The organism is Halobacillus sp. Marseille-P3879 (assembly GCF_900240285.1).
In the GTDB taxonomy this organism is placed as follows: Bacteria; Bacillota; Bacilli; order Bacillales; family Halobacillaceae; genus Halobacillus_A.
This window is the reverse complement of the sequence record NZ_OESS01000003.1, coordinates 334,651-349,441: the sequence shown is the minus strand read 5'-3', so window position 1 is coordinate 349,441 and position 14,791 is coordinate 334,651. Positions and strand designations below refer to the sequence as shown.

Sequence of the window (14,791 nt, the reverse complement as noted above, 5' to 3'; positions counted from 1 at the left end):
GAATCCTCCTAATATATATTAAAAAATGGAATATAGAATTACAGCTAAGAACATAGCAGTCAGCGGTATCACTACACTTAACATAAAGATAGGTTTATAGGCCCGCTTGTGTGTTTCTCCACAAATGGCGCGTACCGTAGTCACTACATACCCGTTATGCGGGAGGGAATCAATACCGCCGGAAGCTAAAGCGGAAATCCGGTGCATCGATCCTGGATCAAGTCCCTGTGCCATATAAATGGGAGACAGGATGGGCAGGGCAATTCCAAGCCCTCCAGAAGCTGATCCGGTAATACCACAAACGACCGTTACTCCTATCGCAAGGCCTAACAGCGGGGGACCAGGCATATTTACAAGTCCCTCTACTAAAGAATCAAAAGCGGAAATCTTAGCAGCCACACTTCCAAATCCAACAACAGCACAAGTGTTGGCAAGAGCAATCAGCGCATTTTGAGTTCCTTTGGCCATTGCCCCCCAAAATTCGGTCAGAAAAGCTTTCATCGTAGTAGACGCCAGGATGATTCCCACAGTTAATGCGATCAGCAAGGCTGTTGTCGGGTTCATGAACTGCCCAATAATATTTAACAGTACAATCACGCTCACTAGAGGCAGCACGGAGATAATGACATTGGGTAAATCAACGGCAATTTCCGGCTCAGGCGTTGTTGCTTCTGCAGCAGATGCCATTTCGTTCTTCGCAGCCGCCACTTCTGATGGGTGCATAAACGTCTCCCCCGATGCGGAAGCTTTTTTCACCATTCTTCCCAGCCATAAACCTCCGGAAGTCATGATGAGGAGAGCAATAAGTACACCAATAAAGCCACCGGCAGTAGGAGTGGTTTCAAAGAAATCTGTTGGAATAATATTTTGGATTTCAGGGGAACCTGGTGCCGTCATCGTAAATGATATTGATCCGAAAACTAATGCCGCCGGAATGAAGCGATGTGGTAAATCAGCTGTCCGAAACAACGACACAGCGATCGGGTAAACGGCGAAGCCGACAACAAACAAGCTTACACCGCCATACGTCATAATTGCTGCAGCTGTTACTACTGCGAAAACAGCTCGTTTGGCGCCAAAGGTCCTTTTGATCCATTGGGCTATACTTTCAGCCGACTTTGTTTCTTGCATGATCTTCCCAAATATCGCTCCAAGTAAAAAGACGAGGAACCAGGAAGCAAAATAGCCAGTGAAACCGTCCATATAATCTTCTGTTATGGCGGTTTCCAAATTCATTCCTCCACTCACCGCTATCACGATTGAACTTAAAAGGGCAGCGATGATAATGTTTATCCCTTTCATAGTTAGATAGATTAGCAATACAAGGGACGCAAGCAGTCCCAACATTCCGATGAAGTCCATATACCTCTCTCCCTCTGTTAACTCGTCAGCCTACTTTGCTTTTTGACGAAAAATCGTATTCAAAACAATCCTTATAAAGCTCTTCAATTTCAGCTTGTTCAGGTATACGAGGGTTGTTCGCTGGACTTCCGCTTGCCAGTGCATCAGATGCCATTTTGCTGATAACGCTTTCAAATTCCTGTTTATCAATACCCCATCCACATAGATTCGGTATATTCAGTTTCAAGCAAAGCTTTTTGACAGAATCTACTGCTAATTGTGCGGCATCTTCATCTGTGAGATTCTCCTCTTCTTTAGCGAAAATCCTGCCGAGATCAGCTAGTCTTTCTATTGAATATTCCTTGCTGTACTCCAATATTACAGGAAGCAGCATCGCATTTGAATACCCGTGCGGCACGTGAAATAAGGCACCGATTGGTCTCGACATCCCGTGAACAAGACATACGGATGAGTTAGAAAAGGCAATTCCTGCCTGCATAGAACCGAGTGACATGGACTCTCTTGCATCCAGGTTTTCTCCGGTATCATATGCTGTTTCGATAGTAGTAACAATCAACCGCATAGCTGACAGTGCGATCATGTCTGTCATTGGGTGAGCTTTACGGGAAATGTAAGCTTCAATTGCATGGCTGAGCGCATCAATCCCTGTGGCTGCCGTAACATGCTTAGGTGACGACAAAGTTAATAACGGATCTACAATTGCTGCATCCGGCATAAAGGCAGGCTGCTTGATCATCATTTTTACGTCATTTGAAATGTTTGTAATAATCGTTACATCTGTCGCTTCCGAACCGGTACCCGCAGTCGTTGGAATTGCAATGTGAGGAGCCGGGGCAAACTGAGCTGTATTTTTACCGCCCATGTAATCTCCAATATATCCCCCGTTCTTTGCCAGTACAGCTACAGCCTTTGCTGTATCAATACAGCTTCCGCCCCCAATAGAAATGACGATATCGCACCTATGGTGGCGAAACATTTCCAGGGCTTCAGCGACATAAGTGTCCGTCGGCTCCGAGTCAACACCGGTGTAAATAATACTTTCTACACCCGCTTTGGTGAGATAATCACGTCCTTCACTGACGTAACCAAGTTCCTGCATTACTTTATCAGTAATGATCAATGCTTTCTGTCCTCTTTCAGCAGCTTCTTCCCCTACTCTTTCAAACGCATGACGACCATAATTGATCGTTTGCGGCATTCGTAAAACAGCATAACTTTCCATGTAACCTTTCCACCCCTTTTTAATGTGTTCACTTATATAGATGCAAAAACCATGCCAAAATTAAAACGCTATGACAGCGCTTTCTACGAAAATTAAGTGTAGGGGTGTCGCTACGTTTTGTCGCGACACCCCTACACTACACTTCATTCAAGTGATATTTTTTTAATTTTTGATAGAGTGTGGTTCGATGAATGCCCAGTTGTTTAGCTGCTTGAGATTTATTTCCTGCCGTTTTGCGTAACATTGATCGAATGAGCTCTTTTTCCCTCTCACTGCCTAAGATTTTTGCTTGATCAATCAACCCCTGGGTCCCTGCCTGCTCTGTTTGGAAGTTTAATTGATTCGTCATGAATTCTGGCAGGTCCGCTGAACCAATAATGTCTTTGTCGACTAACACCACGAGTTTCTCTAAAGTATTGATCAACTCTCGTATATTTCCCGGCCATTTGTAGTGGATGAAATTGGCCATTGCGTCAGACGTTAAAGTTTTCTCTTTCATCCCATGTCTTGTACAGATAACATTTAAATAAGAAGAGACTAACTCAGGAATATCTTCCGACCGTTCACGAAGCGGCGGGATCGGCATTTCAATTACGTTAATCCGGTAATAGAGATCCTCTCTGAATTCCCCGTCTGCCACCATCCTCTGCAAATCTTTGTTAGTTGCGGCAATAATCCGCATTTCAACAGCCTGTTCCTGTACGCCTCCTACACGACCCACTTCCTTTTCTTGAAGCACTCGGAGTAACTTCGTCTGCATCATCAGCGGCATTTCTCCTATTTCATCTAGAAACAGCGTACCATTGGCTGCCATTTCAAATTTTCCCGGTTTTCCACCTTTTCTAGCCCCGGTGAAAGCTCCCTCCTCGTATCCAAACAGTTCAGATTCAAACAAGTGTTCAGGGATTGCTCCGCAATTAACACTTATGAACGGTCCGGTAGATAGTGCACTCAGTTGATGGATCCCTCGGGCGTACATTTCTTTTCCGGTTCCGCTTTCGCCTTTAATCAAAACTGTCGCATTAGTTCTCGCCACTTTTCTAGCCAGCCTCTTGATATTCGATGTACCTTCGCTATTCCCGATAATTTGGTCAAGTGAGGTAACAGCATTATGGGATATCTCTTTAGGTGTAAGGGACTGGGAGTCCTGTTTACTCAGTGAAGCTGCCTGCAGCCTTTCGTAAATTCGATAAACTTCAGTAACTCCCTCAAAAATCAACATTCCTATCGCCCCAACTACTTGATCATTTTTCCATATGGGTATGCGGTGAACAATCATCGCCTGACCTTGTATGTACTGAATAACACCTCTCTCGGGCATCCCTGTTTTCAACGTTTCAGGTAACTTTGTATTGTCGATCACTTCTTTTACGTGTTTTCCAATGGCATCCTGTTGGACGATTCCGGTAAACCGGCTGTATGCCTCGTTAAATTCCTGCACAATTCCATTCTCATCGACAACCGCAACGCCTTCGTAGGCACTTTCTAATATTTCATTTAAAATTTCGGCCGTATGCTCATGCTCTGTCATTTGTTCGATATAAGCTGAAAGCCCCTTAGATATATCCGATCTGGAAATCATCCCTTCCAATTGGTTTTTCGAATTCACGACAGAAAAGTGTTCCCCCGGCAAAGCCTCTACTTCAAATATAGTATTATTCACGTGTATTACCTCTGGGTTTTTACTCGTGATCTTTTCTCCCAGCGGTTCGTCAGCTTCTCCAGCATAGAAGGTATTTAGTAAATGAACAGCAGTCACCACTCCAACCGGGTAATGGTTTCTATTTACCACGGGCAAGCACTCCGCATTGTGTTCAATAAGCTGCTCAGCTGCTTCCTTTACAGTTGAGGTTTCCGATAAATACTTAGGGTTAGGCTGCATCCACCTCTCTACCCTCCACACCTCTTCATTCTTTAGTTTTTCATCTGAGCTAAGGATGAAGTTTTCACTCATATGTTCTCCTCCCAGGATATTCATCAGTTGTTTAACTTATTGTAAACGTTTCATTTTTAACTGACAATACAGGGCTCACTGAATTTTGCGCCTTGGGCTAAGACGCAGCCTGAAAAAGTTATCTTCTCCGTTGAATAAATTCCTTTCTAGCTAGCCAATAATCAGGGTATGTGTCGTTAATTATTATGCAGCCTTCTAGAGGGATTTTAATTAGAAGGAGTATGTCTCTTGATAGCGTAAGATAATACGACAAAATAAAAGAACCTATCCATTGGTGAATAGATTCTTTAACTTCTTATCCGTGTTTATCATCAAGAATGGCACTACAATTAGGTTCTACAACTTCTAAAGTAATGTAATTCCTTTAGCCTTTGCATGTGTGGCATAGTTTGACTTTATCTTACTTCATTAAAATATAGTCAATTTTCGATCATAGCTCTCTATATATTATTTTAGGATCCTCGCTAATTAATAAACATTGCTCACCTTATTAACCTTATTAATCTTCTTACTTTCATTCGACTCCAGAGCAGAAAGTATGACCTGTAAGGATTTCATACCTTCCTCTCCTGTAATTAGAGGGCTTCGATCATGTGTGATTGCGTCCACAAAATGATCAATCACGTGAGTAGTCGTCTGCCCTTCAGCTTCATTTGTTTGTATCTTATCTAACGTATAGTGAACGCTTTCTCCATTTTTATAATCAACTTTCAAAGAATAATTAGGGTCATTTTCTAACTGAAGAGTCCCATTCTCAGCGTAGATCACAGTAGAATTATCTCCACTTGACACATAAGACCAACTGGCAGTAAGTGTACCAACTATACCTGATTCCATTTTTAATATACATACAGCGTTATCGTCGACGCTAGTCTTTTCTTTAGCTGTAGTTTCAACAAAAGCACCTACCTCAGATACCTCACCTAATAAGTAACGGATTAAGTCTGCTTTATGTACGCCCAAATCACCCATGGCTCCTACAAAAGCTTTTTCCTTATTAAAAAACCAACTTGTGCTGCCATCTATGCTCCAGTTTTCTGGCCCTCCATGTCCGAATGTGGTTCGAAAGCTATAAATCTTTCCAAGCTCTCCTGAGTCGATAATTTGCTTCGCTTTTTGATGGGAAGATACAAACCTTTGATTGTGGGCAATCATCAACTTCTTCTCGTTTGCTTTTGATGCTTCATTCATTGTTTCTGCTTCTTCTAATGAAACAGCCATTGGTTTTTCACATAATACGTGTTTCTTAGCATTCAAGGCATCGATAGTTACACGGGCGTGAAGATAGTTCGGTAAACATACACTCACTGCATCCACTTCTTTTAAATCTAAGACCTCACTATAATGCACAAATGGTTTCGCCTCATATTCTTTAGCCATTTCTACAGCTCTTTTCTCAACAATGTCACATACAGCGACAATTTCCACCCGTGGATTTGCGTTATATTCTGGCAGATGACGTTTTCTCGCTATACTGCCACATCCAATAACAGCTATTTTAAGTGTATTCATCATTTAATCATCCTCCTATTTTATTTTGATTTAGTATAGAATTCTCAGCTAATAAAGGGGCAGGTTTACATGAACTTTCTAATTTTCTCCTTTCTCCCATTTCTGATGATTCGCAAAAAGCGACCATCGTTTCTAGCACGTGATAAGCTAGTTCACCGTTTGCTCTAAAAGGGGTGGCATGTTGCAGCGACGAAACCATGTCTAATAGTCCTATCCCTCTGCTATTCTCTGTGTAAGGGTACTGAAGTTCTATCTCACGCCACTTATACTCGTCTTTCTTTTTTAGTAAAATAGGCCCTCCGAAATGATTAGGGTCAGGGACACGAATCGTTCCCTCCGCCCCATAAATTTCCAAAGAAGGAGGGTTTGCTACTGACACATCAAAGCTCATAATCATAGTAGCCACAGCACCGCTTTCAAATTCCAAGTTCCCCGAGAAATGAGTAGGGGTTTCAACTTTAATAACTTTTCCTTGTTTTTCTCCAGTTTTGATTACGCGTTCTGGAAAGTTGATGGTAGATGAGGAAAATACCGAATCAATGGGACCAAGCAATTGAATGAGTGCTGTTAAATAGTAAGGACCCATATCAAACAAAGGTCCTGCTCCCTCCTGGTAAAAAAATTCAGGATTAGGATGCCATTGCTCCGGTCCTCCGTTCATCATTATTGCTGTAGCTGCCACAGGTGTCCCTATTTCTCCTTTCTGAACCAAATCTAAGCACGTCTGAATTCCAGATCCTAAAAACGTATCAGGAGCTGAGCCGACAAATAAGTTTTTTTCTTTAGCTAAATTGATGATAAGTTGACCTTCTTCTTTTGACACAGCTAAAGGCTTTTCACTATATACATGCTTATCATGTTCTAAGGACAGTAATGAAATCTCAGCATGAACTTTAGGTGGTGTTAAATTAAGAATAAGTTCTATTTCAGGATGAGTTAAAAGCTCATTTACTGAAAGTGACTCAGGAAGATGATGTTCATTAGCTTTATCTTTAGCTAACTTTTCATTAAGATCAGCACATGCAACGACTTCCAGAGAACTAAATGATGATAAGTTTTTAAAATAAATATCACTTATATTCCCACACCCGATGACTCCTACTTTTACTTTTTCCATAGAGATTCCCCCTTAACTTCAAACTAATATTTATTCTTTTACAGCTCCACCACCTAAACCTTTCACAACTTTCTCCTGAGAGAAGAGATAAACGACCAAGATTGGTAAACTAGCTAAGGTTAAAGCTGCCATTAAGCCTGGAACATTAACGGAAAACTCTCCTCTAAAATCCTGCAACCCTAAAGGGAGTGTCATGCTTTCTGGGCTGGAGATTAAAACAAGAGCGAAAATAAACTCATTAAATAGATGAATGAAATTGTATATCAGTACAGTCATTAAGGCTGGTGTCAACATAGGTAGAATGACCCTCCAGAAAATACCAAAGTGAGTGCATCCATCCATTTTAGCAGCCTCTTCCAACGCTTTCGGAATTTCTCTCATAAATTGAGTCAGAATAAAAATGGAAATTGGCAAACTAAAAGCGATATAGGGCCCCAATAAAGCCCAAAGAGTGTCATAAAGTCCGATGTTTTCGGTCAATTTGAATATTGGAATGAGGGTAGCATGAATGGGAAGCATCATCCCTGAAATGAACAGTAAAAACACTACTCTGTTCAATCTAAAATTCATCCTGCTCAAAGGGTAACTAGCTAAAGCGCCAATGAACATAACGACAAGAACAGCAACAATTGTAACCAAGATACTGTTAAAAAAATAACGAGATAAACCCATTTCCATAACAGAAGCGAAATTTTCTAGGTTAAAGGATGAAAACAACGAAAATGGTTTTTCAAAAAAATCATTTTGACTTTTGAAAGCTGTAGAAATCATATAGAGGAAAGGGTAACCAGTAAATATCAGCAATAATAGAGCAATAATGTACAAGGAAATTTTCTTCATTACCATGCTCACGAGAACTCTCCTTTCTTCTTACGATAATAATCCATCAACTGAATGATAATCGTGACAATTAAAGCAATGAAGAACATAAGGAATGCAATAGCACTGGCATACCCCATATTAAAGTTCACAAACGCTTGCTTAAACATGTAGGTACCCATAATCTCCGTACTATGGTTAGGACCCCCGCCAGTCATGATATAAAAGATATCAAACGCTTTTAAAGAACCGACAATAGCAAGAATAGAGGAACTTACGATTGTAGGAATCAGCATCGGAAAAGTAATGCGAATAAATTTTGTTAAAGTATTAGCTCCATCCATTTCCGCCGCTTCATATAGTTCTTCTGGAACACCTACAATAGCTGCTTTAAACAGAATCATGTAGAACGGGGAGAATTGCCATACAACAACAAGCAGCACTGCAATCATTGCAGTGTTAGACTCACTTAACCAGGAGACATTTTCAAACCCTAATAAGGTAACAAGCTGATTGATGACTCCATTAATCGGATCATACATAAGTACCCATAATAGTCCGATTGCAACAGTTGACATAAGAAAAGGAAAAAAATAGACACTATTCATAAGTCGGATTCCCCGAATAGGGGCAAATAGCATTAGAGCCATTATCAAACCTAAAGGAATTTGAACAAATATAGAGACTAACACAACCCACGTATTATTAGTTAAAGCACTCAAAAATATAGAATCATTGAATAATTGGACGTAGTTTTGAAGACCAATAAAGGTTTTCTCACTCATTCCATCCCACTTATAAAAGCTATAATTAAAAGTCGAATAGATCGGATATAAAACGTAAACAGCATAAACAATGAACGCCGGTGCAATAAATAGAAAAATGGTTAGGTTATTTTTGAACGTACTGTTTCCTTTTGAAATAACTCGTTTCTTCGCGTGAGAACGAGTGACATTGATATGCGTATCCACACAATCCCTCCTTTTTACTAAAGAGAGGGGCTTATCCCCTCTCTTCAACAAAGTTATTCCAAAGTCTTTTCTGCCTCTTGCTCCATCTGATCAGCCGCTTCTTCAGGAGTCATTTCCAAACCAAAGATGGCTTGTGTCGTATCCTTGTGAAGTTCTGCTAATTCTGGGGGCAAAGTTTGGTCATACGGCATCTGTATGTGAGTTGCATTTTCTGCCACTTCATAAAAACGCTTCGTAAAGTCATCAGAAGGCTCTACACCTTGCACAGCGTTAAGTGACCCCGTTCTGTCTGAATAATCTTGAGCCGTTTCTTCGCTCGTCAATTCCTTGACTAATTCTGTTGCTAGATCGGCGTTTTCTGTACTTTCTGAAACAGACCATACTGGCCCAGTGGCCCCGCCAACTTCAGTTTGCTTTCCTTCTCCACCATCTACAGTAGGGAATAAGAAGAAATCTAGTTTCTCCTCAAACTCTGGCGCTTCTGACCGTACATTATTTAAAAATGAAATGGTCATATCCATCATGGCAGCCTCACCTGAATACAATAATTGGCGACCTCTCCCCTCGTCATAAGGAATGCCATTAAAGCCTTCGTTAAATGCGTCTTTTTCCACCATTTCTTGTATGTACTCTCCAGCTTGTACATACGCTTCATCATCAAATCCTTTTCCTTCACGATTAAAAGCGCTGTCAAATAAATTCGGACCAGCAATACGACTGGCAAAATTCATCAGGTAGTACGCACCCGGCCATTTTGTACTATTTGCTAAAGCGATAGGAGTAATGTCGTTTTCATTCAGAGTATCTATGATATCCATCCACTCTTCATAGGTCTCCGGCTCTTCTAAATTATATTCTTCAAAAATTTCCTTGTTATAAAAAACCACGTCAATAGAGAGTCCAAGTGGTAAACCATAAATTTCTTCATCAAATGTTCCATTATCTAAAGCAAGTTCATTGAAATGTGAGGCATCAACTTCGCTTGTGAGCTCCATAACCTTGTCCTGTTCCACAAACTGGTTTAACCAACCTCCGCCCCAGCTATGAAACACATCGGGGGGATTTCCTCCTGACATCGCGACAGACAACTTTTGTTTATAAGAATCATTTGGAATACGGCGGACCTTCACATTTACATCAGGGTTTTTTTCCTCGAACCTTGAAACTGCCTCTTCATAAACTTTTTCCTTATCACCAGGATCAATGTGCCAGAATTCTAATTCTTTTTTGTCGTTCCCTTCACCTGAACTACTCGAAGAGCCACCACATGCTGCCAAAAATATTAGACAACAAAACATGAGCATAGGAAATAATTTTTTCAAATTGATCTCTCCTTTTCTATTTTAAATAGACACTACATTGTGTTTCTTCAAATAATTAAAGCTTTCTTGAATACTTTCAAAGGGAGATATTCTCGATTGATCCTGCTCTACAATCCACCATTCCACATTATTCTTATCACCTTTCCCCAACACTTCTTGTACATTAACTCCTCCAGTACCTAATTCTGCAAAAAATTGCTCATCGTCTGGAGTCATATCCTTCAAGTGAACCAGGGGCGTACGCTCGGCATATTGACTTAACCATTCAACTGGAGATTCCCCTGCTTTAGTCAGCCAATAAATATCAAATTCGGCTTTTACCCATTCGGGATTAGTTTCTTTCAACAATAGTTCAAGAGGCATCCTACCATCTTCCATTTCCTCTAACTCAAAATCATGGTTGTGATAAGATAAAGAAATTCCTTCTTCAAAACATTTCCGTCCAGCTTTGTTCAGAATATCAACTAACTCTCTGTAATCTTTCTCCCTTCTTCTGTCGGAAGGCAAAAAAGGACAAACAATGTGTTTACTTCCCAATAAGTGCTGGTCGTGAATAACCTTATCTAATTCAGTCTCAATTGAAGAAAGAGGAATATGACTTGAAGCAGCTTTCAAATTCAAACGATCGATCGTCTTTTTTAAATCACTGGGTGACATACCCCCATATCCGGCAAATTCTATCCCTTTGTATCCGATTTCAGCCACCCTTTCTAATGTTCCTACAAAATCTCCCTTACTTTCCTTGCGTAGTGTAAACATTTGTACTGCCACTGGTATATACGACAAAATACCATCTCCTTTCATAATATTTATGTAATCGATTACAAAATTTAATATAGAGACTTGTTCACGCAGGTTTCACCTCCTTAAATGTTAAATGTAATCGATTACATTTAGTTTTATTTCTAACTTATTTTAGTTTTGTTGGAATAATATCTCCTGTTGTTTCGCACCGCAGGATTCTCGAATAATTAATTCATCTGGTAGGATATGCTCGGTTTGTGATAGTACTTCACCATTAAATTTTTTAATTAGTAACTCCATTGCTCTTTTTCCCATTCCAAACTTGGGTTGAGCAATAGTTGTAAGAGGCGGATCGAAAATAGATGAAAACTTGATATTATCAAACCCCACCACAGCTAAATCGTCCGGGACTTTAATCCCTCGATGTTTTGCCGCATTTATTACACCCATAGCCATTTCATCACTTGCTGCAAATACTGCTGAAGGAGGGAAGTTATAATCGAGAAGCTGAAGCATTTGTTCATATCCGGACTCAAAAGTGAATTCTCCTTCTCGGATAAGATTTGTATCAAAATCTATTCCGTTCTCCTTCATAGCCTGTCGATATCCTTTGAATCTATATTTAGAAATCAATGAATGCAGAGGACCTGCAACGTGGGCAATTCTTCTATGGCCTAAGCTGATTAAATGTTCAGTAGCCTTTTTACTACTATTGACATTGTCAATCGAAACTACTGGAATCTTTGTTACATCCAAATGGGCAGTAGCGAGCACAATAGGATATTTTTTATTTATATCTAATAAAGTGTCCTCGTCCAACTTAGGTGAAAGCAATATCATTCCATCCACTTGCCTTTGTTTCATATGTTCAATAGAACCGTATTCACTATCGATTTGATTGTTTGAATTACGAAGCAAAACTCTATACCCGTTTCTAGAGGCTTCGTCTTCTATTCCACCTACAATCTCTGCGAAAACAGTGTTAATAATGTTAGGCACAACTACTAAAATAGTGTTCGTTTCGCTCCGTCGAAAATGACGTGCAAGCATATTAGGCTGATATTTCAGCTCTTCGATCGCCTCAAGTACTTTTTGTTTAGTTGCAGTTCTCACAGCTTCCGGATTTCTTAATACCCTTGAAACTGTTGCAGTAGATACACCAGCTAGTTTTGCTACGTCGCTCATTTTCGTCATAAATAACGTCTCCCTATCTACTCTAACCTCTTATATAATGTAACCGATTACAATAAGTGTAAGTTATATAATTCTGAATTGCAAGACAATTTATTAGAAAAAATCGTATTTCTGTTACATTTTCAAAAACAAGGGTATAAATCAACTAACCTCGATCAATGGAAAAAAGGAGATGAATCGTTATGGACAAATCGTTAGAAGGAAAAGTCGCCCTGGTGACCGGCGGCGGTTCAGGAATTGGGAAGGCCTCCGCGTTACAGCTCGCTAAAGAAGGAGCCCGTGTTGCTCTGGCTGATATTAAGGAAGATGACGCGAAGGAAACAAAGGAAGAAATTGAATCCTTTGGCGGAAAAGCCCTGATCATTGAAACGGATGTCTCGAAAGAAGAAGGTATCGAACGCTGCTACAAGCAGCTTATCGACCAATTCGGCCGTCTTGATATTATTTTTTCCAATGCCGGGGTAAACGGAAAGATCACCCCGATTGAAGATATGGCGGTTGAAGAATGGCAGCAGACAATTGACACGAATTTAAAGAGTACATTTCTTACGGTGAAGCATGCGATACCATATATGAAAGAAGAAGGCGGCAGTATTATTATTACGAGCTCAGTAAACGGAAACCGCACCTTCTCGAACTTCGGCTTTTCTGCCTACAGCTCATCTAAAGCCGGGCAGATGGCTTTTGGTAAAATGGCAGCACTTGAATTAGCGAGGTATCACATTCGCGTCAACGTCATCTGCCCTGGTGCTATTGAGACGAACATTGAGGAAAATACGCATCCGGAAGAAGATAACTTAGAGAAAATCAAAATCCCTGTGGAGTTCCCTGAGGGTAATCAACCGCTGCAGAATCGACCAGGGCGTCCGGAAGAAGTAGCTGATTTAATTGTGTTTCTTGGATCAGATAAGTCGCGCCATATTACAGGAACGGAGTTATTTATTGATGGGGCAGGGTCGCTGCTTTAATTAAAGTGCTGCGTATAAAATAAGTTAAACAACCGACGTCCTTATCTAGTAAAGGAAGTCGGTTGTTTGCCTTAACGTATACCTTTTCATAATTTACATAAACTCTACCCTTCCATCTATCAAGGTAGATGGGCTGCCATGTAACCATAATCTAAGGATGCGGGAGCCTGTAAAAACAGCAACTTTCTGCTCCCACATATGTCTTCTCCTGCGCGTTATAAACTATGAACCGGGAAGCCAATGGCTTTATCTGCAGCCTCCATTATGCTTTCTCCTAACGTAGGATGAGCATGTACCACCAAAGAGACATCTTCTGCCGTTAAACCGGCTTGTATGCTGAGGGCAAGTTCGTTAATCAGTTCGGGAGCTCCCTGCCCCGCCACCTCAGCACTGAAAATGGTTTGATCCTGCGGGTCGATCATAAGTTTAACGAATCCTTCTTCTGCCCCAAGGGTCAAGGCCCTGCCATTGTGGTTGAAAGGAAATTTATGAACTTCAACCTCCCATCCGGCTTGCTTCAATTCCGCTTCAGAAGGGCCGGCTACAGCGAGGGGTGGATCTGAGAAAACAACTGCTGGTATGACGTAATCCGTAGCATCCACCGTATCCCCATTAATCGCCTCAGCAGCCAGTTTTCCTTGAAGGGATGCTCTGTGAGCGAGGGCCTGTCCTGGTGTTACATCTCCAATGGCAAAAATATGAGAGTGATTGGTCCGACACTCTGTATCAATAGGAATATAACCTCTTTCGGTCGTGTCGATGCCCGCCTTTTCTAACTGGAGCTGGTCGGTATTTGGTTTCCTGCCGACAGTGACAAGAGCATATTCTGCTTGGACCTTTTTAGGCTTCCCGTCCACTTCGACATCAATCACGACTTCTTCCACATTACTTTCTATGTGATGTACTTTTGCATTTGTATGGATTGAGACATTCTCTTTTGAGTTCAGTCCGTGTGATACGATGGAAGCCATATCCTCGGAAAATCCTGATAAAATGCTGTTCATTCCCTCTAGGATGGTTACTTCCGTTTTAAAGTTAGCAAATACGGTTCCAAGCTCAATTCCAATGTATCCTCCTCCAATGACAGCAAGTGACGAAGGCTTCTCACTTAAATTCAGGGCTTCACTTGAAGAAAGAACCCGTTCACCATATGGAAAAGAGGGGACGTTCACAGGCGTCGAACCTGAAGCAATGATACAGTTTGAAAAAGATACGATAGTTTCTTTTTCTCCCGTGATCGATACAGTATAAGGGTCCAGGAAGGAAGCCTCTCCTTTTATGATCGAGACGTTTCTGCTGATCAGCAGTCCTTCCACACCACTCGTCAATTGATGGACAATTGAATTCTTCCAATCCTGCAGGTTTCCAAAATTAACCGAGACATTTCCATAATGGACGCCGGCTTGTGCTGCTTTAGGAGGCAAAGCCGCATAATGGCTTGCCTCAATAAGGGCTTTAGAGGGAATACATCCCTCATTCAAACATGTCCCTCCAAGCCCTCCCTTTTCAACAATGGTAACCTTCTTTCCTAACTGGGCAGCTCGAAGCGCCGCCACATACCCACCTGGTCCAGCCCCGATTATAAGGACATCTGTAGTTATCATCT

Annotated in this window: 12 protein-coding genes; 1 reads left to right on the top strand and 11 read right to left on the bottom strand. The window is 41.1% G+C overall.

What is annotated here, in order from left to right:
- Positions 1-18: 18 nt before the first annotated feature.
- The 10 genes from C1A12_RS16210 to C1A12_RS16165 form a co-directional block, all read right to left on the bottom strand.
- Positions 19-1,362, bottom strand: a complete 1,344-nt coding sequence (locus C1A12_RS16210) for a GntP family permease (RefSeq protein ID WP_101845480.1) — start codon at positions 1,360-1,362, stop codon at positions 19-21.
- Between the two features lie 25 nt (positions 1,363-1,387).
- Positions 1,388-2,584: an iron-containing alcohol dehydrogenase gene (locus tag C1A12_RS16205; RefSeq protein WP_101845478.1), complete on the bottom strand. Its 1,197-nt coding sequence runs from the start codon at positions 2,582-2,584 to the stop codon at positions 1,388-1,390.
- A gap of 136 nt (positions 2,585-2,720) precedes the next feature.
- On the bottom strand, positions 2,721-4,538 hold the full coding sequence (locus C1A12_RS16200) for a sigma-54-dependent Fis family transcriptional regulator (protein WP_101845476.1): 1,818 nt from the start codon (positions 4,536-4,538) through the stop codon (positions 2,721-2,723).
- A gap of 468 nt (positions 4,539-5,006) precedes the next feature.
- Positions 5,007-6,050, bottom strand: a complete 1,044-nt coding sequence (locus C1A12_RS16195) for a Gfo/Idh/MocA family protein (protein WP_101846501.1) — start codon at positions 6,048-6,050, stop codon at positions 5,007-5,009.
- Between the two features lie 7 nt (positions 6,051-6,057).
- Positions 6,058-7,167: a Gfo/Idh/MocA family protein gene (locus C1A12_RS16190; protein ID WP_101845474.1), complete on the bottom strand. Its 1,110-nt coding sequence runs from the start codon at positions 7,165-7,167 to the stop codon at positions 6,058-6,060.
- Positions 7,168-7,197: 30 nt separating this feature from the next.
- A complete protein-coding gene (locus C1A12_RS16185) occupies positions 7,198-8,013 on the bottom strand; it encodes a carbohydrate ABC transporter permease (RefSeq protein ID WP_306417023.1) in 816 nt (271 codons plus the stop codon).
- Between the two features lie 2 nt (positions 8,014-8,015).
- Positions 8,016-8,957 carry a carbohydrate ABC transporter permease gene (locus C1A12_RS16180; protein WP_101845470.1) on the bottom strand — a complete coding sequence of 314 codons (942 nt, stop codon included), beginning with the start codon at positions 8,955-8,957 and terminating at the stop codon, positions 8,016-8,018.
- A gap of 53 nt (positions 8,958-9,010) precedes the next feature.
- Positions 9,011-10,279 carry an ABC transporter substrate-binding protein gene (locus tag C1A12_RS16175; protein WP_235001636.1) on the bottom strand — a complete coding sequence of 423 codons (1,269 nt, stop codon included), beginning with the start codon at positions 10,277-10,279 and terminating at the stop codon, positions 9,011-9,013.
- Positions 10,280-10,300: 21 nt separating this feature from the next.
- The gene (locus C1A12_RS16170; RefSeq protein ID WP_101845468.1) at positions 10,301-11,065 is read right to left on the bottom strand and encodes a sugar phosphate isomerase/epimerase; all 765 of its coding nucleotides are present in this window, start codon (positions 11,063-11,065) and stop codon (positions 10,301-10,303) included.
- A 129-nt stretch (positions 11,066-11,194) separates the two neighbouring features.
- Positions 11,195-12,217 (bottom strand): LacI family DNA-binding transcriptional regulator, encoded by a 1,023-nt coding sequence (locus C1A12_RS16165; RefSeq protein ID WP_101845467.1) that lies wholly within the window; start codon positions 12,215-12,217, stop codon positions 11,195-11,197.
- Between the two features lie 182 nt (positions 12,218-12,399).
- Here C1A12_RS16165 and C1A12_RS16160 point away from each other — a divergent pair, with 182 nt between their 5' ends.
- The gene (locus C1A12_RS16160) at positions 12,400-13,185 is read left to right on the top strand and encodes an SDR family NAD(P)-dependent oxidoreductase (RefSeq protein ID WP_101845465.1); all 786 of its coding nucleotides are present in this window, start codon (positions 12,400-12,402) and stop codon (positions 13,183-13,185) included.
- 215 nt (positions 13,186-13,400) lie between these two features.
- On the opposite strand, the gene lpdA is transcribed toward C1A12_RS16160, so the two are convergent.
- The gene (lpdA, locus tag C1A12_RS16155; RefSeq protein WP_101845463.1) at positions 13,401-14,789 is read right to left on the bottom strand and encodes a dihydrolipoyl dehydrogenase; all 1,389 of its coding nucleotides are present in this window, start codon (positions 14,787-14,789) and stop codon (positions 13,401-13,403) included.
- Between the last annotated feature and the right edge of the window lie 2 nt (positions 14,790-14,791).